Genomic DNA, 18717 nt, shown 5'->3' with positions numbered 1-18717 from the left:
CTGGAGAGAGTGAACGGGACCCTCACCGAATACGCCCCCGGCCCACGTCGAAACCACTCGGAGGGGCGAATCGCACGCCGATCGGAGAGAGGCGCACGGTGCTCCGCACACATCGGGAAACCGAGCGTCCGGGGGTTGCGAGCGGACGGAGACGGGCCAGGGAGCAGCTGACGACCTGCCGGTCCCGTGCACACGTCGGGCACAGGGCGGGTTTCGTGGTCGCTGCCGTGCTCAGTCCGTTCGAATCGCTCGCCCAGAACCGGTTCGCCGTCTGACCTCGCCCAGTAAAGTTTTCTATGCTGCAGTCCAAACTATTGAGGTACCACTCAAACTGAGTTAGCTTCTCCGGCGTGAACACCGAATCCGGAACAGCCCAGACCCCGGGCGCACGCCTTCGCCGGCGTCGACGAGCACTGCAACTCACCCTCAGCGACGTTGCCGCCCGTGCGGAGGTCACCGAAGGTCACCTCTCCTCGATCGAACGGGGCCGCTCGAACGCGAGCGTGTCGACCCTTCAGCGGATTTGCTCGGTGCTCCGCCTCAACGTCGGTGACCTCTTCGCACAGGCTGCGTCCCCGACCCAACCGGTACTGCGCTTCCAGGACGCCAAAGGTGTGGCTTTCGGTGAAGGCGCCTCGAAGATCAAGCTGACACCGGCACACTTCGACCACCTCGAACTCCTCCTCGGCCACTTCGAGCCGAGCGGATCAACAGGCGTCGAGCCCTACACCCACGGCGATTCCGAGGAGGTCCTCCTTGTCATCGCCGGCGATGTCGAGGTCACGATCGACGGCGAGACCCATGCCCTGACGGCCTTCGACTCCGTTCACTACCGCAGCAGCCGGCCGCACCGTGTCGCCGAGAGCACAGGCACCGCCGAGGCCCGTGTCCTGTGGGCGATGTCCCCTCCGACCTACTGACCGTCCCCGCCCGCGTCCCCCGAACACGTCCCCGCCCGGACCGTGCCCGCGCACGCCACCACCCGCACATGTGCAGCGACGCGTGGCCCACGGGCACCCCTCGCGCGGGCGCACGGCACCCTCACGTCCGAGCGCCGACCACCCCACCTCGTCGCCGACCGCGCCGTCAGCGCGCGGCCCGCTCGGCCGGGCACCGGACTTTCGAAACCGCCGAGGAAACATGCAATGACCACATACCGCAATGGCGAGATCTCGCACTGGATGCGGGATTCCATTCCTCCGGACCTGCCGGGGCACAGCTCGGCCGGAGACACCGCGAACACCCCTGCCCGCGACGCCCGCTCGCCGGCCCCCTTGCCGACCGAGGATCAGGACCTCGTCATCGTCGGCGGCGGACTCACCGGACTATGGGCGGCCTACTACGCCTCGCTCGAACACCCTGACCGGGCGATCACCGTCCTGGAGGCGGATGAGATCGGTTACGGCGCGAGTGGCCGCAACGGAGGCTGGCTCTCGACCCTGATTCCCGGCAACCGCGCCGTCTACGCCAAGTCCGTCGACGCGGTGGGCGGGCACGGTATCGAGGCCGTCCGCGCCTTTCAGCAGGCCATGTTCACGGCGATCGACGAGACGCTGACCGTGCTCGACACCGAGGGCATCAACGCGCATCAGACGCAGGGCGGAAATCTCAAGATCGCCCAGACACCGGCCGGGATGGAACGCATCCGCACGACCTACCGGAGCGACCTCACCTACGGCTACTCGACCGATGACGTCCGGCTCCTCGGCGCGGCCGAGGCACGGGCCCGCGTCAATGTCGAAAACGCGGTCGGCGGCATCCTCTACGCGCGCACCACAGCTGTCGATCCCGCGCTGCTCACCCGGGGGCTCGCCGAGGCCGTCGCCGCGCGGGGCGTACGGATCTGCGAGGGTACGCGGGTCAGCCACATCGGTGCCGGGTCCGTGGTGACCGACCGCGGACCGGTGCGCGGCGCCACGATCCTGTCCTGTCTGGAAGCCTACTCCGGCACCGTCACCGGGGACGCGCCCGGCCTCGGCGCACGGCAGGTGATACCCGTGAACTCATCGATCATCGTCACCGAGCGCTTGCCGGAGAAGACCTGGGCACGCATCGGCTGGCGGGGCCGGGAGTGCCTGAGCGACGCCGCCCACACCTTCGTCTACGCCCAGCGCACCGCCGACGGCCGGATCGCCATCGGCGGGCGCGGCTCGCCCTACGCATACAACTCGGGTACGCCCGGCAGCGGCGCAGTCGACAAACGGACCGTAGCGCAGCTGCGAGGAAAGCTCGATGCTCTCTTCCCCGGGTTCGACATGCCCATCGCTCATGCCTGGCGCGGAGTCATCGGCGTCACCCGCGACTGGTGCGCCGGGATCCACTTCGACCCGGACACCCGTATCGGCGTCGCCCGTGGCTACGCCGGACACGGGGTGACGGCGACCCAACTGGCGGCCCGCACGCTCCTCGACCGTGCGGAGGGCCGGACGACCCCGCGCACCACACTGCCTTGGAACGACCACGACTCCGGGCTCTGGGAGCCCGAACCCCTCCGCTGGCTCGGCGTCCACGCGATGTACCGGCTCTTCGAGGTGGCCGACGGCTGGGAGCAGTCCCGCCGTGCCGAGCGGACCTCGCTGATCGCCCGCTTCGGCTCCCGGCTGGCAGGACTCCACGAGTAGCAGGACCCGACCGCGCCTCTGACATCTCCACCACGAGCCGTCAGCTCACCACTGCGAGGTACCACCATGACATTGACGCCGCCGCGGCTCGCCGCGCCCGCCGAGAACCGCGCCGTGCCTCGCCGCATATGGAGCATGGCGTTCACGGAGCTCTGGGAGCGCTTCTCCTTCTACGGCCTGCAGGGAATCCTGTCCTTCTATCTCCTGTACTCCCTCGACAAAGGCGGACTCGACCTCGGACCGGCCGCGTCGTCAGGAATCGTCGGAGCCTACGGCGGCGCCGTCTATCTGGCCCAGTTGGTCGGCGCCTGGGTCGGTGACCGGCTCGTCAGCCCAAAATATGTGGTGCTCTGGGGCGGAATCGTCATCACGTTCGGGCACATCGCCCTGGCGGCCGTGTCCGGGCTGGCGGGCCTCGGCGTCGGTCTCGTACTCATCATCCTCGGTACGGGAGCCCTCAAGACGAACATCACCTCGATCGTCGGGTTCATGCTCGACGGCCACACCGACGCCAAACGTGACGCCGGATTCTCCTACTTCTACATGGCGATCAACGTCGGAGCCGTCATCGGTCCGCTGTCCACCGGATTCGCCCAGAGCCAATGGGGATTCCACTACGGATTCGGCCTCGCCGCGGTGGGCATGTTCGCCGCCCTCGTCCAGTACGGCTTCTCCATGAAAAGGCTGCCCGAGCGGGCGGGAAAGGTGAACAATCCACTGCCCGCCAGGCAGCTCCTCGCCCCGGCCGGGTACGCGGTCACCACGCTCGCCGTCATCGCGGTGTGTTCGCTGAGCGGGCTGCTCAGCGCAGGGAACATGTCGAGCATCGTCACGATCGCCGCGCTGGTCGCCGCGGCCGGATACTTCGCACTCATCCTCTCCTCCGCAAGAGTGACGGGAGACGAGAAGCGGCGGGTGAGCGCCTACCTGCCGCTGTTCCTGCTCTCCGGCGTCTACTTCGGTTTCCTTTTCCAGAAGTTCACGGCGATCTCGATCCTCATCACCGACCGGGTCGACCTGGGGGTCGGGGCGTGGACGTTCCCGGTCGCCTGGATCACGGCGGTCAGCCCGCTCTCGGCCGTCTTGATCACGCCGCTCATCGCACGCCTGTGGAGCCGTCTCGGGGAGCGACAGCCCAAGCCGGTGGCGAAGTTCGCAATCGGGCTCATCCAGATCGGCCTCGCGTACTTCTACCTCCTCGTCGTCTCGACCGCGACCGGGAACGCGACAATTCCGCTCCTGCTCATCCTCCTCTTCATGGCGCTCGCCGGGTCGTCCGAGGTCTACGTCGGGCCGATCGGACTGGCGCTCGCGACGAAGATCGGGCCGTCCAGGTTCAAAGCTCAGATGGTCGGGTTGAACTTCCTCACCCTGGCCCTCGGCTCGTCGCTGTCCGGCCTCCTCGGCCAGCTCTTCGCCGCGCTCCCGAGTGCCGCGTACTTCACGATCGTCGCGGTCTCCTCAGTCGTTCTCGGCGGGACACTGCTGCTCGCCCGGAAGCCGCTGAACCAGCGGCTGGACGCGGGGCTTCAGGCGGAATAGCCCCGCGCCGGGCTCCCGGATCTGTCGAGTACGGCCTGACGCACCCGGGCGGACGAGGGGGCGTCGCCGCGGGGTGGGGTGGTGCGGGCCGTCGGCCGGGCAGCCGCAGGGGCCGGCGACTTGGTCGTCGTGGTGGCGTCGGGGTATGGCGGCAGACGGCGTCGCATGCCGCGTCGACCAGCGCGCGGGCGAGGCCTCGGCGCCGGTGCTCGGGTCGCACGTAGACGCGGACCAGTTGGGCGGTGGTTCCGGACGGGTAGGCTTCGGCGAGCCGGCGGGGGTGCGGCGGGTGGTTGGGGCCGTGTGACCGTACGCCGGTCGTGCCAACCACCTCGCGCCCGTGCACGGCTACGAGCAGTTGGTGCCGAGGGTCGTCGAGATACGTCCCCTTGAGGTCCACCACGTCGTGATGCCACCGGGGAACGTACCCGTAGCCGAACTCCTTGTAGAAGGTGTCGAGCATGACGCGGCGGGCGCCGTCGATGTCGGCCGGTGTCGCGGGGCGCACGGTGTAGTCGGGGTGCACGGTCCCAGTCAATGGAGCTCCTCACTCGGGGGGGGGGGGCGGCGTCACGGCGCCTCGGGCAGACCCGGCCCTGCGCATCGTCGATCCGTCGGCGGCACGGTCCCTTCGACGAGGTACGCGGCCACATTGTCGTCCACGCAGGCGTTGCCCCGGCTGGCGAACACGCCGTGGGAGTAGTCGTTGTCGAGGGTGATCAGCCGGGAGCCGGGCAGAAGCCGACGCAGTTGCCGTGCCCCTTCGGCGGGCGTGACGGGATCGTGTGCGGAGGCCACCAGCAGCACGGGCGGTGCCTCGGGGCTGCCCAGCCGGGTCCGGTGGGCGGGCCGGTGGTGCCAGTAGGCGCAGCTGGAGGCCTCCATGCCGGTCAGTACCGGCTGAGGGTCGATGCGGCGGGTACGGCGGATGTCCGTCACGATCTCCCGGGGCGTGGGCCCGGGGCCGTCGGCGCACTTGACGAGGCGGTTGGCCGCTTCGTAGTTGCGTGAGGCCGGGCCGTCGAAGTCGGTCTCTGGGCGGAGTCCGTCAGTGCTGCCGTCGCGCAGGTAGGTGCGCAGGCCGTCGGCGAGGCCCGCCCAGCGTTCGGTGCGGCCGAGGGCGCGGTAGACGGCACGGTCGAACTCGGCCGGACCGAAGGCCTGCACGGGCTGCTCGGCGAGCCGTTCGCGTACCCGCAGATAGGCCCGGCGCACCGCCGCCGCGCTGTGCCCCAGACCGAAGCGGTCCCCGTGGGTGGCGGTCCAGGTGAAGAAGGTGTCGCGCTGGCGCAGCAGCGCCCGGCTCTGCAGCACATCGAAGTCGTACCAGTCCCGGGGGCCGACGACGCTGTCGAGCACCATCCGGCCGGTGTGGTGCGGGAAGCGGGCGATGTAGGCGGCTCCGAGGTAGCTGCCGTAGGAGACGCCGAGAAAGTTGGTCCGGCGCTCACCGAGTGCGGCGCGTATCGCGTCCATGTCCCGTGCGGTCTGCTCGGTCGACAGGTGCGGCAGCCGGTCGCGGGCGGCTGCCGCGCAGTCGTCGGCCAGGTCCCGGAGTGATGCGAGGTAGGTCCGCTCCGCCACCGGTCCGGTGGGTACGGGGTCCGCTCCCGGGCTGTCGAACAGGCCGCCCATCGGGCCGCAGTCGGCGGGTGCGCTCTTGCCGACGCCGCGCGGGTCGAACCCGATGACGTCATAGGCGCGCCGCACGCTCTGGGGGAGCTTCGCCCGCTTGGTGACGGCGTAGGGGAGGCCGGAGCCGCCCGGGCCGCCGGGGTTGACCAGCAGACTGCCGCGTCGCTCGGCCGGGGAGCCCGAGGCACGCACCCGTGAGACGGCTATCTCGATGTGCGGCCCGCCCGGATGGGCCCAGTCCAGTGGCACGCTCAGCCGCGCACATTCGACACGCTCCGGCGCCGGCGGGTCGGGAACGGAATCGGGGCAGGCCCCGAAGCGCAGGGCGGGCGGCGGGGCGGCGCGGGCGGGAGCGGCGGGCAGGGCGGTCGCGGTGAGCGCCGCCAGAGCGCACAGCAGAGCACGGCGGTGGACGCGTGCGGTCACGGAGTGTCTCCCATCGAGTCCGTTGAGTACTGATGACAATGAAAATGATTACCGATAGCGTTGTTCTCCGTAAAGCCCGGCCCGCCTCCCGACAGAGGCGCCGGCGGGCTGCCTGAACCGCACCGCACGCGACGGGATGAAAAGGGGACCTGTGGCTCATCTGTTGGTGGTCGAGAGCTGGGTCGGATCGATGAGCAGACTGCTGCCGCGGGCGATCCGCGAGGGCGGGCACGAGTTCACCTTTCTCACCCGCGACCTGCATCACTACCTGCGCTCGGCGCCCGAGGGCACTGCGCACCCGCTGCTCGGCGCCCGCAACGTGATCACGGCGGACACCAACGACACCGAGGCCCTGCTGCCTCAGGTCGAGCGGCTGCAGGCGGTGTTCGGCTTCGACGGGGTGATCACTGCCTGCGACTACTACCTGTCCACGGTGGCGCGAATAGCCGGGCGCCTCGGTCTGCCCGCAGCGAGCCCCGAGGCGGTCCGGAACGCCTGCCGCAAGGACGCCACCCGCCGTGTCCTGGCCGATGCCGGGGTGCCCGGGCCACGCTTCGCCGTACACGGTGAATGGGCCGGCATCGCGCGGGCAGCGCAGGAGATCGGCTACCCGCTGGTGGTCAAGCCCGTCGACCTGTGCGCGGGCATGTATGTCCGGCTGGTGGAGAACGAAGAGCAACTGTCCTCCGCCGTACGGGCGATGGCCGACTTCCCGGTCAACGCGCGCGGGCAGCGGCGGCCACCCGAGGTGCTGCTCGAAGAACTCCTGGACGGCCCCGAGGTGAGTGTGGAGACCGTCTCGCACGCGGGCGCGGTCCATGTGGTGGGTGTGACCGACAAGAGCATCGGCGGAGCGCCCGCGTTCATCGAGACGGGCCATATGTTCCCCGCCGCGCTGTCGGCCGCGGACACCGAGGCCGCCGAGCAGACCGCACTCGGCGCACTCAAGGCGCTCGGGCTGACCGAAGGCACCGTGGCGCACACCGAGATCAAGCTCACCTCCGCCGGGCCGCGCGTGGTCGAGGTCAACCCCCGCCCGGCCGGTAACCGCATCACCGAACTCATACGCCACGTCACCGGCATCGACCTCGCCGCGGCCTTCGTGGACGTCTCCCTCGGCCGCGCACCCGATCTGCGGCGCACCGACACCGGACTGCGCAGCGCCGCCATCGGCTTCCTCGTGACGCAGACCCCCGGCACGCTCGAAGCGCTGGAAGGCGGCCGACTGCGCAATCTGCCGGAGGTTCTGGAGGTGCAGCTCGCCGAGCCCGGCAAGCAGGTCAAGGCCGCGGGCAGCAACAACGAGTACCTGGGACATGTCATGGCGGGTGACACCGAGGGCACAGGCGCCCGCGAACGGGTCGAAGCCCTGCTCGACGAGGTGCGATCCGGGCTGGTGATCCGATGACTCCCGCCACCTCGGCACCCACCCGTGTGACGACGTACGGCGAACTCGCGGCCCGGGCCCGCGCAGGCGAGCTCGGCCCGGACCCGGCAGCACAGCGGATCTCGGTTGCCTTCACCACGCGGCAGGCCGTACGGCACGACGGGCGCGGTACCGGCTACCGCAACGAGGTGCTCAGTCTGCGCCTCGCCGAGGCCGTAGGCTCGTGCGCGGTCGAGCCCGGCACGCTGTCGGACAGCGCGGTCGACGACTGCGCCGGCGCCGACGTGGCCCGGCTCCTGGACCATCCGCTGCTTCCGGTGCGCGTAGCCGCACTCGACGCCTATCTGGCCCACATCTCCCCGCACACCCCGGGCAACGGGGCGCGGCCCGTGCCGCTGCCGGCCGGGACGTCGCTGGAGAAGTCCCGTGCCCGCGCGCGTGCGGTGGTCGAACTGCTCGATCTGCCACCGGGCGCGACCGTGCTGGTCGTCGGCGTCGTCAACTCCCTGCTGGAAGCCCTCCGTGCACGCGAACTGGGCTACGTTCCATGCGACCTCAAGGGCGGGGTCACCGAGTGGGACGAGACCGTTGCCACCGACGCGCTGTCCGAGGCCGAACGGTGCGACGCGCTGCTCGTATCCGGGATGACGCTGGGCAACGGGACCTTCGAACCACTGCGACAGCACGCGTTGCGGCACGGCAAGCAGCTGGTGATGTTCGCCCAGACCGGCAGCGCCGTGCTGCCCCGCTTCCTGGACTCCGGGGTGAGCGCGGTGTGTGCGGAGCCCTACCCCTTCTTCTGGCTGGAAGGCGGCCCAGGCACCGTCCACCGCTACCGCGCCGACCGTCCGGGAGACGCCCGTTGACCGCGACCGCCATACGCCCAGCCGCCCGCCCGGAACTGCTCACCCTGCTCGGCCGTACGCCACTGGCCCGCATCACCGCCGGTCTACCGGAACCGCACCCCGGTTTCTGGGCCAAACTCGAAGGGCTCGCCGCGGGCGGTATGAAGGCGCGGGCCGCCGTATCCATGCTGCTCGGCGCCCGCGAGCGCGGCGAACTGCGGCCGGGGGCCGCGGTGGTGGAGTCCACCTCCGGCACCCTCGGCATCGGGCTCGCCTTCGCGGGCCAGGCTCTCGGCCATCCCGTCGTGCTGGTCGGGGACGGTGAGCTGGAGCCGTCCATGCGGCAGCTGCTGCGCGCCCACGGCGTACGGCTGGAGATCGTGGACCGACCGGCCTCCCAGGGCGGCTGGCAGGCCGCACGCCTGGCCCGGCTGCGCGAGCTGCTCGCCGAGTTGCCCGGCGCCTACTGGCCCGACCAGTACAACAACCCCGACAACAGCGCCGGTTACGCCTCCCTGGCCGCCGAACTCGCCGCCCAGCTCGACCACCTGGACATCCTGGTGTGCAGCGTCGGAACCGGCGGCCACAGCACCGGCATCATCGGCCCGCTGCGCCGCCACTGGCCCGCACTGCGGCTGATCGGTGTCGACTCCACCGGCTCCACGATCTTCGGCCAGCCGGCCCGGCCGCGGCTGATGCGCGGTCTGGGCAGCAGCATCCACCCGCGCAACGTCACCTACGGCGCGTTCGACGAGGTGCACTGGGTCGGCCCGGCCGAGGCCGTGGACAGCTGCCGCCGCCTGGCCCGCGGCAGTTTCGTCAGCGGCGGCTGGAGCACCGGCGCCGCCGCCCGGGTCGCCGCCTGGGCGGCCCGCGTCCACCCCGGTGCCGTGGTCGCCACCGTCTTCCCCGACGGCCCGCACCGCTACCTGGGCACCGTCTACGACGACGACTTCGCCACCGCTCACGGCCTCGACCCGGACACGGCGGCCACCCGGCCCGTCCAGATCCCGCACCCGTACGCGGCCGAGGCCACCGGCTGGGTCCGGTGCACGCGCGTCACCGACCCGCTGACGGCCGTCCCCTCTTCGGAAAGGAACCCGTGAAGGCCAGCCGGCGCACCGTACGCCTCGGCCTCGCCGAGCCGCTGCGCATCTCCCGCTCCACCATGACCGCACGCGACGCCGTATGGCTGAGCATCGAACACGAGGGCACGACCGGCCACGGCGAGGCCGTCAGCAGCATCTACTACGGCCTCGACGCCAAGACCCTGGAACGACTCGTCGCCACCGTCGCCGCGGACCTGGTCCGCTTCCCCGACCCCGAAAGCGCCCTGGACGCCCTGCGTGCGGGCGAGGTGATCGACGAGGGCACTCCCCCGGCCGTGACCGCCGCCGCCGAGGCCGCTCTCCTCGACCTCGTCGGCAAGCGCGCGAACAGCCCCGTGCACCGGCTCCTCGGCACGCCGGAAGCTCCGGTCGCGGCCACGGCCCGCACCATCGGCCTCACCTCCCACTTCCATGCGGCAGCGCAGGCCCGCTGTCTCGCGGCGAGCGGATTCGAGGTCATCAAGGTGAAGGCGGGGTCCCCCGAGCCCGAGGACGATGTGGAGCGCATCCGCGTCATCCGCGACGCCGCCCCCCGCGCCCGGCTGCTCCTGGACCCGAACGGCGCGTGGACCGTGGCACAGGCCGAAGCGCTGCTGCCCCGGTTCGCGCACCTCGGTGTCGAGGCGGTCGAACAGCCCTTGGCCCCCGGTCACCCGGAGGCCCTGGGCGCGTTGGCCGAACGCTCACCGCTGCCGATCATCGCCGACGAGGACGCCGTCGATCTGGAGGACGTGCGCCGGCTGGCCGGACGGGTGCACGGCGTCAACGTCAAGCTCGCCAAGTGCGGCGGCGTCCATGCGGCCCTGCGCATCGCCGAGTTGATCCAAGGCAGCGGCACCCGGCTGATGCTCGGCTGCATGACCGCCAGCAGCCTCTCCCTCGCACCCGCTGTGCACCTCGCCGACCGCGCACGCTGGGTCGACCTGGACGGGCATCTGCTGCTGGCCCGCGACCCGTGGAGCGGCATCGGGGGCGAGGACGGCTTCGTACGGACGAGTGCCCTGCCGGGGCTGGGCGTCGAGCCGCGGGAGGTGCGCTGTGAAGACGTGGCGTGAGATGCGCCGCTTTCCGCTCGCGGTCCAGCTCCTGCTGGTCAACCAGCTCGGCGTCAACACCGGCTTCTACCTCCTCATCCCCTACCTCGCCACCCACCTCACCGAGAACCTGGGCATGTCCGCCGCCGTCGTCGGCGTCGTCCTGGGTCTTCGCAACCTCAGCCAACAGGGCCTGTTCATCATCGGCGGCTCCGCCTCCGACCGGCTCGGCGCCCGCGGCGTCATCATCGCCGGCTGCGCCCTGCGCACCCTCGGATTCGCGCTCTTCGCGCTCGGCGACAACCTTCCCGTACTGCTCGCCGCCTCCATGCTCAGCGGCTTCGCCGGGGCACTGTTCAATCCCGCCGTACGCGCCTACATCGCCCAGGAGGCGGACGAGCGCAAGGCGGAGGCGTTCGCCCTGTTCAATGTGTTCGCCACCACGGGAGCGCTGGTCGGTCCGCTGGTGGGCAGCGCACTGCTGCTGGTGGACTTCCGCACCTCGGCGCTGACCGCCGCCGCGATCTTCGCGCTCCTCACCGTCGCCCAGGCTCTGGTCCTCCCCGCCCGGAAGGTGGAGCCGAACAAGGGCACCGTCCTCGCGGACTGGCGGGAGGTCCTCCGCAACCGGGCCTTCCTCGCCTTCGCACTCGCCATGGTCGGCATGTTCTCCCTGGAGAACCAGCTGTACCTGCTACTGCCCGACGGAGCGCGGCAGGCCACCGGCTGGGACGGAGCGGCGGGACTGGTGTTCCTCATCGGCACCGTCGCCAATCTCGCGCTCCAGCTGCGCATCACTCGCGGCCTCAAGGAGCGCGGCGACCGGGCCGGCTGGATTGCCGCGGGGCTGGGCCTCATGGCGCTGGCATTCCTGCCGCCCGCCCTGGCCGCGGGCATGTCCGGACCGGGTACGTCCGGCGGCCCGGACGGCGCCGCCGACGCTGCGCTGCGTGCTGCACCCGTACTGGCGGGAGCCCTGCTGCTGTATCTCGGGGTGATGGTGGTCCAGCCCTTTGTGATGGAGCTGATCCCCGGCTTCGGCCGCTCCGAGCTGACCGGCACCTACTTCGGGATCTTCTACGTCCTCTCGGGCATCGCCGCAGCCGTCGGCAACACCGTCGTCGGATGGGCCATGGACACCGGGGAGCGGAGCGGCGCGGGCTGGCTGCCGTGGCTGTGCTGCGCCCTGTTCGGGCTCGCCTCCGCGCTCGGCGTGGCCTGGCTGCGCCGGCTGCGGTCGCTGCCGGAGCCGTCGAAGCCTGCCGTACCCGTGAAGGCCTGAGACAGGAAGCCGATATGACCTCTGCGACGACCGGGAGTACCCGCAACCTGCTCACGGACAGCCCCGAGCTGTACGAGGCGCGCTTCCCCGACCCCGGCCGGCTGTCCGCGCGGTGGGCGGAGGACTGCCTTCGGCGGCACGGGGCGGGCCCGCGCGTTCTGGACATCGGCTGCGGTACCGGCCGGGACGCCGCCCATCTGCACGGCATCGGCCGCACGGTGACCGGCGCCGACATCTCCCCGGCGATGCTCGACCACGCCCGCACCCACCATCCGGGGCCCGCATACGTCCGCGCGGACCTGCACGGTTTCGATCTGGGGCGGGCCGCCTTCGACGCGATCAGCTGCCTGGACAGCGCCATGCTGTACTGCCACACCAACGATCAGCTCGACGGCTTTCTGTCCTCCTGCCGTCACGCGCTCGCGCCAGGCGGGCTGCTCGTCACGGAGATGCGCAACGGCGCGTACTTTCTCGGCCGTACCGACCTGTTGGACTCGCCCACCGTGAACGAGTTCACCTGGCGGGGCGCCACCTACCGGTCCACCACCACTCTCACGGTGGACCGTACGGCCCAGCTCCTGCGCCGTTCACGTGTGTGGATCGCGGACGACGGAGCGGAGCCCGTCGAGCAGCGCTCCGCATGGCGGCTGCTCTTCCCGCAGGAGCTGCGCCACCTGCTGGCCGCACACGGCTTCGAGGTCCTGGAGCTCCACGACGGTCCGGGACCGCGTACCGAGCCGCCCTGGCAGGAAGGTCTGCTCCCCGGCCGCACCACCGACGCCGACCGACTGCACCTCGTGGCCCGCGCGACCGGGCCCGACCCCGCGTCCTGACGCCTCCGCACCCTGACGCTCTCTCCCCTCCCCGCACCCCCCGCACCGGCATTGTCCACTCCACCTGAGGAAAACCGCATGCACGACGAATCCCCCCGGCAGCTCCCCTCCCAGGACCGCTTCCCCGGTCTGCGGCGCCGCGGCTTCCTCGCCGCCACGGGCGCCGCCTCACTCGGCGCGATCGCCCTCACCGGATGCGGTGGCCCCGACAGCGGCGACAGCAAGGGCGACGGCACACCGAAGCGCGGCGGGCGGCTGCGTGCCGCGTTCGCGGGCGGCGGTGCCGGCGAAACCCTCGACCCTCATCTGTCCAACCTCTTCGCCGACGTCGCCCGCGCCAAGGCGCTGTTCGACAAGCTCGCCGACTACGGCCCCGACCTGTCGGCCCGGCCCCGGCTCGCCGAGAAGTGGGAGCCGAACAAGTCCCTGGATCGCTGGAAGGTCACCCTGCGCAAGGCCACCTTCCACGACGGCAAGCCGGTCACCGCGAAGGACGTCCTCTACAGCTACCGCCGCATCACCGACCCCGACAAGGCGTTCCGGGCCAAGGCATCCCTGGAGCCCGTCGACCTCGACGCCAGCCGTGCCACAGGTGAGCGCTCCATCGAATTCGTGCTCAAGCGCCCCACGGCCGAATTCCCCAACGTCCTCGCCGCGTTCGGCGCGTACATCGTGCCCGAGAACGCCTCCGACTTCGACAAGAAGCCCATCGGCTCCGGCCCCTTCCGGTTCGTCTCCTTCACCCCCGGCCGTTCCGCCGTCTTCCGCCGCAACGACGACTACTGGGACGGCGCCCCGCACCTGGAGGAGCTCGAGTTCGTCATCGCCAACGAGGAGTCGGCGCGCGTCAACGCCCTGCTCGGGGGGCAGGTCGAGTACGCGCACGAGCTCAACCCCACGACCGCCCGTGCCCATGAGAACAAGGGCCGGATCGACATCGTCCGGCTGCCCAACAGCGCCATGCAGGCGTTCTGCATGAAGACCGACAGGCCGCCCTTCGACGACAAGCGGGTGCGAGAGGCCTTCTTCCTCATCGCTGACCGCAAGGAACTCATCGACGGCGCGCTGTCCGGCGCCGGGGAGATCGGCAACGACCTGTTCGGCAAGGGCTACGAGTACTACGCAGACGCCCTCCCCCAGCGCGAACAGGACCTCGACAAGGCCCGCGCCCTGCTCAAGAAGGCCGACGCCGAGCGCCTCAAGGTCACCCTCGACACCTCGGCCGTCGCCGCCGGGTTCACCGAGGCCGCCAGCATCTTCCGCGACCAGGCCAAGAAGGCGGGCGTCACCATCGAGGTCAAGAAGGGCAGCAAGGACTCCTACTGGAACGACATCCTCGACTCCGGCACCCTGTGCTGCTACCGCTCCGGCGCCATGCCCATCGAAACCCACATCTCCCAGCGCCTCCTCACCGACTCCACCACCAACGCCACCAAGTGGCGGCACAAGGACTTCGACGCCCTCTACCAGCAGGCGCAGTCCACCCGCGACAAGACCGAGCGCGCCGCTGTATACGCGCGCATGCAGCGCCGCCTGTACTCCGAGGGCGGCTTCCTGGTCTGGGGCTTCGCCGACTGGATCATCGGCACGCTCCCCCGTGTGAAGGGGGTCGAGACCAAGGCGCCCGCCAACACCCTCGACTGGGCACGCTTCGACAAGGTGTGGCTCGGGTGAGCGGAGTGCGCTCCTTCGTCGCCCGGCGGCTGCTCCTCGGTGCCGCGCAGACCGTCGCTGTTGTGCTGCTGGTCTTCGCGCTCACCGAGGCGCTGCCGGGCGACGCCGCTGTCGCCCTGGCCGGTGACCAGCCCGACCCGGCCCGCGTGGCCGCCATCCGGGAGGCCATGAATCTGGACCAGCCCGCATGGCAGCGGCTGGCCGACTGGGCGGCCGGGCTGCCGCACGGCGACCTCGGTACGTCACTCGTCTCCGGCCGCCCGGTCAGCCAGTACATCGCCGACGGCTTCGCCCCCACCCTGCTGCTGGCCGCGCTCACCGTGGCGCTGCTGGTCCCGGTCGGCTTCGGCCTCGGCGTGCTGGCGGCACGCCACGAGGGTCGGCTCGCCGACCGGCTGATCAGCTCGGTGACGCTGGCCGTGTACGCCGTTCCCGAATTCGCCCTCGGAATACTGCTGGTGACCGTCCTGGCGATCCAGCTGGGCTGGCTGCCGCCGACCGCGGTCGGCTACGGCGCCGACCTGCTCGGCCACCCGGCCGCCCTCGTCCTGCCCGTCCTGGTCCTGCTCGCCCGGCCCGTGTGCTCCCTGGTCCGCCTGGTGCGTGCAGGCATGATCGACGCTCTCGCCTCTCCCTATGTCGCCCAGGCACGCCGCTACGGAGTCCCCCGCGCACGGCTGCGCTACGCCCACGCGCTCCCCAACGCCCTCGCCCCGGCCGCCCAGCAACTCGCGCGCACCGTCGACTGGCTGCTGTCCGGCGTCATCGTGGTGGAGGCCCTGTTCGTGATCCCCGGACTCGGCACCGTGCTGCTGAACGCCATTGCCGAACGCGACGTCCCCGTTGTCCAGGGCCTCGCCGTGGTGTTCGGTGCCCTGACGGTCGTACTCAACCTCGGCGCCGATCTGGTGGCGCTGCGCCTCGCGCCCCGGACGGGGGTGGCCGCGTGAAGCAGCTGCGCGCCGGCCGCTTCGCACTCGGCCTCACCGTCGTCGCCCTGCCCCTCGCCCTCGCCCTGCTCGGACCGGTGTTCGCGGGCGAGCCGGGCCCGCGGGCCGCGTCCTTCACCCTGGGCGACGGCCACTGGCTGGGGACGGACTTCGTGGGCCGCGACACCTGGCAGCAGGTGCTGCACGGCGGCCGGCCCGTCGTGCTGACGGCCCTGGCGGCGACCGCCCTCGCCTACCTCGTGGCACTGCCCATCGGGCTGGTCAGCGCGCTCACCCATCGCCGCTGGCTGGAGGAACTGCTGATGCGGCCCCTGGACGTGCTGCTGGCCGTCCCCTCGCTGCTGCTGATCCTGCTGGCGGCCACAGTGTTCTCCCTCGGTGCCTTCGGTCTCGCCATGCTGGTCGCCCTGGTCAATGTGCCCGACGCGGCCCGCCTCGTACGTGCTGCCGCCGCGGAGGCCGCCGCCCGGCCCGCGGTCGAGGCGCTGCGGATGCAGGGGGAAACGTGGTGGCGAATGGCCTTCGGCTATGTCGGCCGCTCCATGTTGCGCCCCCTGGCGGCCGACGCCGGTACCCGGCTGACCGGGGTGCTGTATCTGGTCGCCACGGCCGCCTTCCTCGGCGTCGGTGTGGCACCCGACGCGGCCAACTGGGCGGTCATGGTCGACCGCAACCGCACCGGCCTGTTCGTCCAGCCCTGGGCGGTGGTCGTCCCGGCCCTGCTGATCGTCGGTCTGACGATGGGCGCCAACCTCCTCTTCGACGCCGCGCTGGACAAGGGCGGAAGACGAAGGGCCCTCCCCCGCGCAACCGGGTCCGAGACCGGAGAGGGACCCGTGCGGCGCCGGACAGAGAAGGAAGCACGTCCATGAACCACACCTGCGGCACACCCATGGATCCCGTGGCGGAGATCCGCGGGCTGCGCGTCGAGATCGGTGGTAGGTCGATCGTCGACGGAGTCAGCCTCAAGGCCCTCCCCGGCAAGGTCACGGCCCTGGTCGGCGCCTCGGGCAGCGGCAAGACCACCACCGGCCTCGCCCTGCTGGGCGAGTATCCGCCGGGCGCCCACGTCAGCGGTGACGTGCGGCTGGCGGCCCAGGGCCTGGCCGGCTACATCCCCCAGCACCCGGCGTCCGTCCTCAACCCCGCCCGCCGTATCGCCGCCCTCCTCACCGACATCGCCCGCTCCCAGGTACGCCGGCTGCCCCGCGGCGAGCGCCGCGCGGCGGCCCGCGAACGCGTCCTGCACGCCCTGGCCGAGGCGCAACTCCCCGACGCCGAGACCCTGCTGCGGCGCTACCCCCATCAGCTCTCCGGCGGCCAGCAGCAGCGCGTCGTCCTCGCCCAGGCCCTGCTGCTCGGCGCGCGCGTCATCGTCGCCGACGAACCCACCACCGGCCAGGACGCCCTGACCAAGAGGCGCATCGTCGACCACCTCGCGGCCGTCGCCGCCCGCGGCATCGCGGTCGTCCTGCTCAGCCACGACCTCGACGTCGTAAGAGCCCTCGCCGACGAGGTCCACGTCATGCGTGCGGGGCGGGTCGTCGAGTCGGGTCCCGCAGCACGCGTATGGCTCGCGCCCCGGCACGAATGGACCCGCAAGCTGCTCAGCGACCAGCCCCGGCGCAGCGAACCGGACGGTCCGGCCGGCACCGGGCAGCCCGTCCTACGGGTACGCGACCTCACCGCCCGCCACCGCGACGGCGACCGCCGAACGGCCGAGGTGCTGCACACTCCCGAACTCGATCTGTACCCGGGCGAATGTCTGGCCGTCGTCGGCCGCTCCGGCAGTGGAAAGACCACACTCGGCCGCTGCCTCGCCGGACTCCACCGCGACCACGACGGGCGGATCCTCCTCGACAGCACCCCGCTGCCGCGCAGCCTGCGCAACCGCTCCCGCAGCCAACTCGCAGCCGTGCAGTACGTCTTCCAGGATGTGCGCGCCGCCTTCGACGGGCACCGGCCCGTGCTGCACCAGGTGGCCCGCACCGCGACACGGCTGCACGGCACCGACGAACGCGCCGCCGTCACCGAGGCCCTGACCACCCTCGACAGCCTCGGCCTCCCGGAGGACCTGGTGCGCGGACGCCCCGGTCGGCTGTCCGGAGGCGAACTCCAGCGCGCCGCCCTCGCCCGCGCGCTCCTCGCCCGACCCCGCGTGCTGATCTGCGACGAGATCACCTCCGGCCTGGACACCGTCACCCGCCGCGACATCCTGGGCATCGTCACCTCGCTGCTCCACGACCGCGGCGACCTGTCCCTGGTACTGATCACCCATGATCTGGACACCGCGGCCCTCGCCCACCGCATCGCCGTCTTCGACGCGGGTGAACTCGTCGAGCAAGGCCCCGCCCGGTCCGTCCTGACGGAGCCGAGCCACCCCTTCACCATCTCGCTGCTGGAGACCACGGCACGTCTGGAGGCGGGGGTCGCCGAGTAGGAACGAGACTGTGGAGTCCTGGAACCCGGCGCCCGCCCGATGCGAGGCAGCCGGACCACCGACCTGCCCGGCCGCGGCCGAGACCAGGCCGGCTTGCGGCTCCGCGACGGGCGGCGATGGCCGTTGTTACCAAGTGCGGACACAATCCGGTGAACAACTCCTGCTCAGGCGCCATCTCACGGGGTGCAGCGAACAGCAGCTGCGACCGGTGCCCCGCTGAGGAAGGGGAGGTACCGGATCCCGACACCCATGGGGGACTCGCATCATGACCATTCGCCGTACTCCTCGTACCGTCCGCGCCGCCGGCCTGGTTGCCGTCGCCGTCGCTGCGGCGCTCTCGCTGACTGCCTGCCAGGGCGGGGACAAGGAATCCGCCCAGGAGAAGAAGGACTCCGCATCCTCCTCCGCCTCCTCCACCAGAGGCGGAGGAGGCGACAGCGAAGGTGCCCGGTCCGAGACGGGCAAGGACCGGACCGGCGAGCAGAGCGCGTCGCCCGCCGCGGACGCCGGCACACCGTCCACCACCTCCAAGGCGGGAGCCCCGGACCGCACCCAGAAGCTGGCGGACGGCAGCACGGCCAAGATCTACGAGCTCGGCGACCAGCACTACCGTGCCAAGATCGTCAGCCGCGGCTCGGTCCTGGCCACGCTGGAGACGAACAAGCACGACGCCGGGCTCAACGCCAACGACATGTCCGTCGTGCTCACCCTGGGCGGCGAGGTCCACTCCTGGATGGGTGGCGGACAGCAGGGACCGGGCACCTTCCAGCTCGCGGGTGGCTGGACGGCCAAGGTCAAGAAGCTCGGCGAGCTGCGGTACCGGGCACAGATCATCGGAAACGACGGGGTGGCCGCCACACTGGAGACGAACGGGCATGATGTCGGGCTCGACGCCAACGGCTCGTACATCGTGCTCAGCAGCGGCGGCGTGATCAGCGC

At 71.2% G+C, this 18717-nt stretch carries 15 protein-coding genes and 2 pseudogenes; 15 read left to right on the top strand and 2 right to left on the bottom strand.

The window, feature by feature from the left end; translation table 11 throughout:
- Positions 1-350 precede the first annotated feature (350 nt).
- The 4 genes and pseudogenes from JW613_RS36430 to JW613_RS21125 all read left to right on the top strand — a co-directional run.
- Positions 351-548 (top strand): annotated as a pseudogene (locus JW613_RS36430) (helix-turn-helix domain-containing protein); the annotation flags it as partial.
- A 66-nt stretch (positions 549-614) separates the two neighbouring features.
- On the top strand, positions 615-920 hold the full coding sequence (locus JW613_RS36425) for a cupin domain-containing protein (RefSeq protein WP_307865993.1): 306 nt from the start codon (positions 615-617) through the stop codon (positions 918-920).
- A gap of 225 nt (positions 921-1145) precedes the next feature.
- Positions 1146-2621, top strand: coding sequence for an NAD(P)/FAD-dependent oxidoreductase (locus tag JW613_RS21130; RefSeq protein ID WP_209212420.1), 1476 nt, complete (start codon positions 1146-1148; stop codon positions 2619-2621).
- 66 nt (positions 2622-2687) lie between these two features.
- On the top strand, positions 2688-4163 hold the full coding sequence (locus JW613_RS21125; protein ID WP_209212419.1) for a peptide MFS transporter: 1476 nt from the start codon (positions 2688-2690) through the stop codon (positions 4161-4163).
- A gap of 160 nt (positions 4164-4323) precedes the next feature.
- Here the strand turns inward: JW613_RS21125 and JW613_RS21120 are convergent.
- Positions 4324-4626: pseudogene (locus JW613_RS21120) on the bottom strand (GNAT family N-acetyltransferase); the annotation flags it as partial.
- A 107-nt stretch (positions 4627-4733) separates the two neighbouring features.
- The gene (locus JW613_RS21115) at positions 4734-6224 is read right to left on the bottom strand and encodes an alpha/beta hydrolase (RefSeq protein WP_209212418.1); all 1491 of its coding nucleotides are present in this window, start codon (positions 6222-6224) and stop codon (positions 4734-4736) included.
- Between the two features lie 151 nt (positions 6225-6375).
- Between JW613_RS21115 and JW613_RS21110 the strand changes: the two genes are divergently transcribed.
- From JW613_RS21110 to JW613_RS21060, 11 genes are all read left to right on the top strand, one after another.
- Entirely contained in the window at positions 6376-7632 is a 1257-nt protein-coding gene (locus JW613_RS21110; RefSeq protein WP_209212417.1) for an ATP-grasp domain-containing protein, read from the top strand.
- Positions 7629-8477 carry a Rossmann-like domain-containing protein gene (locus JW613_RS21105; protein ID WP_209212416.1) on the top strand — a complete coding sequence of 283 codons (849 nt, stop codon included), beginning with the start codon at positions 7629-7631 and terminating at the stop codon, positions 8475-8477. Before JW613_RS21110 ends, JW613_RS21105 begins: the two co-directional genes overlap by 4 nt.
- Positions 8474-9562: a PLP-dependent cysteine synthase family protein gene (locus JW613_RS21100; RefSeq protein ID WP_209212415.1), complete on the top strand. Its 1089-nt coding sequence runs from the start codon at positions 8474-8476 to the stop codon at positions 9560-9562. Before JW613_RS21105 ends, JW613_RS21100 begins: the two co-directional genes overlap by 4 nt.
- Positions 9559-10620, top strand: a complete 1062-nt coding sequence (locus JW613_RS21095) for a dipeptide epimerase (protein WP_209212414.1) — start codon at positions 9559-9561, stop codon at positions 10618-10620. Before JW613_RS21100 ends, JW613_RS21095 begins: the two co-directional genes overlap by 4 nt.
- Complete coding sequence (locus JW613_RS21090) at positions 10604-11881, top strand: MFS transporter (protein WP_209212413.1); 1278 nt, start codon at positions 10604-10606, stop codon at positions 11879-11881. Before JW613_RS21095 ends, JW613_RS21090 begins: the two co-directional genes overlap by 17 nt.
- A 14-nt stretch (positions 11882-11895) precedes the next feature.
- Positions 11896-12714 carry a class I SAM-dependent DNA methyltransferase gene (locus JW613_RS21085; RefSeq protein WP_209212412.1) on the top strand — a complete coding sequence of 273 codons (819 nt, stop codon included), beginning with the start codon at positions 11896-11898 and terminating at the stop codon, positions 12712-12714.
- Positions 12715-12792: 78 nt separating this feature from the next.
- Positions 12793-14388: an ABC transporter substrate-binding protein gene (locus JW613_RS21080; RefSeq protein WP_209212411.1), complete on the top strand. Its 1596-nt coding sequence runs from the start codon at positions 12793-12795 to the stop codon at positions 14386-14388.
- On the top strand, positions 14385-15338 hold the full coding sequence (locus JW613_RS21075; RefSeq protein WP_209212410.1) for an ABC transporter permease: 954 nt from the start codon (positions 14385-14387) through the stop codon (positions 15336-15338). Before JW613_RS21080 ends, JW613_RS21075 begins: the two co-directional genes overlap by 4 nt.
- Entirely contained in the window at positions 15335-16210 is an 876-nt protein-coding gene (locus JW613_RS21070; protein WP_209212409.1) for an ABC transporter permease subunit, read from the top strand. The genes JW613_RS21075 and JW613_RS21070 overlap by 4 nt, the downstream gene beginning before the upstream one ends.
- Positions 16207-17778: an ABC transporter ATP-binding protein gene (locus JW613_RS21065; RefSeq protein ID WP_209212408.1), complete on the top strand. Its 1572-nt coding sequence runs from the start codon at positions 16207-16209 to the stop codon at positions 17776-17778. Before JW613_RS21070 ends, JW613_RS21065 begins: the two co-directional genes overlap by 4 nt.
- 265 nt (positions 17779-18043) lie before the next feature.
- Positions 18044-18717 (top strand): hypothetical protein (locus tag JW613_RS21060; RefSeq protein ID WP_209212407.1); only part of this gene is annotated, 674 nt, incomplete at its 3' end.

The organism is Streptomyces smyrnaeus (genome assembly GCF_017676345.1).
GTDB classification, from domain to species: domain Bacteria; phylum Actinomycetota; class Actinomycetes; order Streptomycetales; family Streptomycetaceae; genus Streptomyces; species Streptomyces smyrnaeus.
This window is presented reverse-complemented; position numbering and strand designations above follow the sequence as displayed.

Bases quoted from the DNA above. Each gene is read 5' to 3' on its own strand.
- JW613_RS21130 (WP_209212420.1), top strand. From the start codon at position 1,146: ATGACCACATACCGCAATGGCGAGATCTCGCACTGGATGCGGGATTCC.
- JW613_RS21125 (WP_209212419.1), top strand. From the start codon at position 2,688: ATGACATTGACGCCGCCGCGGCTCGCCGCGCCCGCCGAGAACCGCGCC.
- JW613_RS21105 (WP_209212416.1), top strand. From the start codon at position 7,629: ATGACTCCCGCCACCTCGGCACCCACCCGTGTGACGACGTACGGCGAA.
- JW613_RS21085 (WP_209212412.1), top strand. From the start codon at position 11,896: ATGACCTCTGCGACGACCGGGAGTACCCGCAACCTGCTCACGGACAGC.
- JW613_RS21080 (WP_209212411.1), top strand. From the start codon at position 12,793: ATGCACGACGAATCCCCCCGGCAGCTCCCCTCCCAGGACCGCTTCCCC.
- JW613_RS21065 (WP_209212408.1), top strand. From the start codon at position 16,207: ATGAACCACACCTGCGGCACACCCATGGATCCCGTGGCGGAGATCCGC.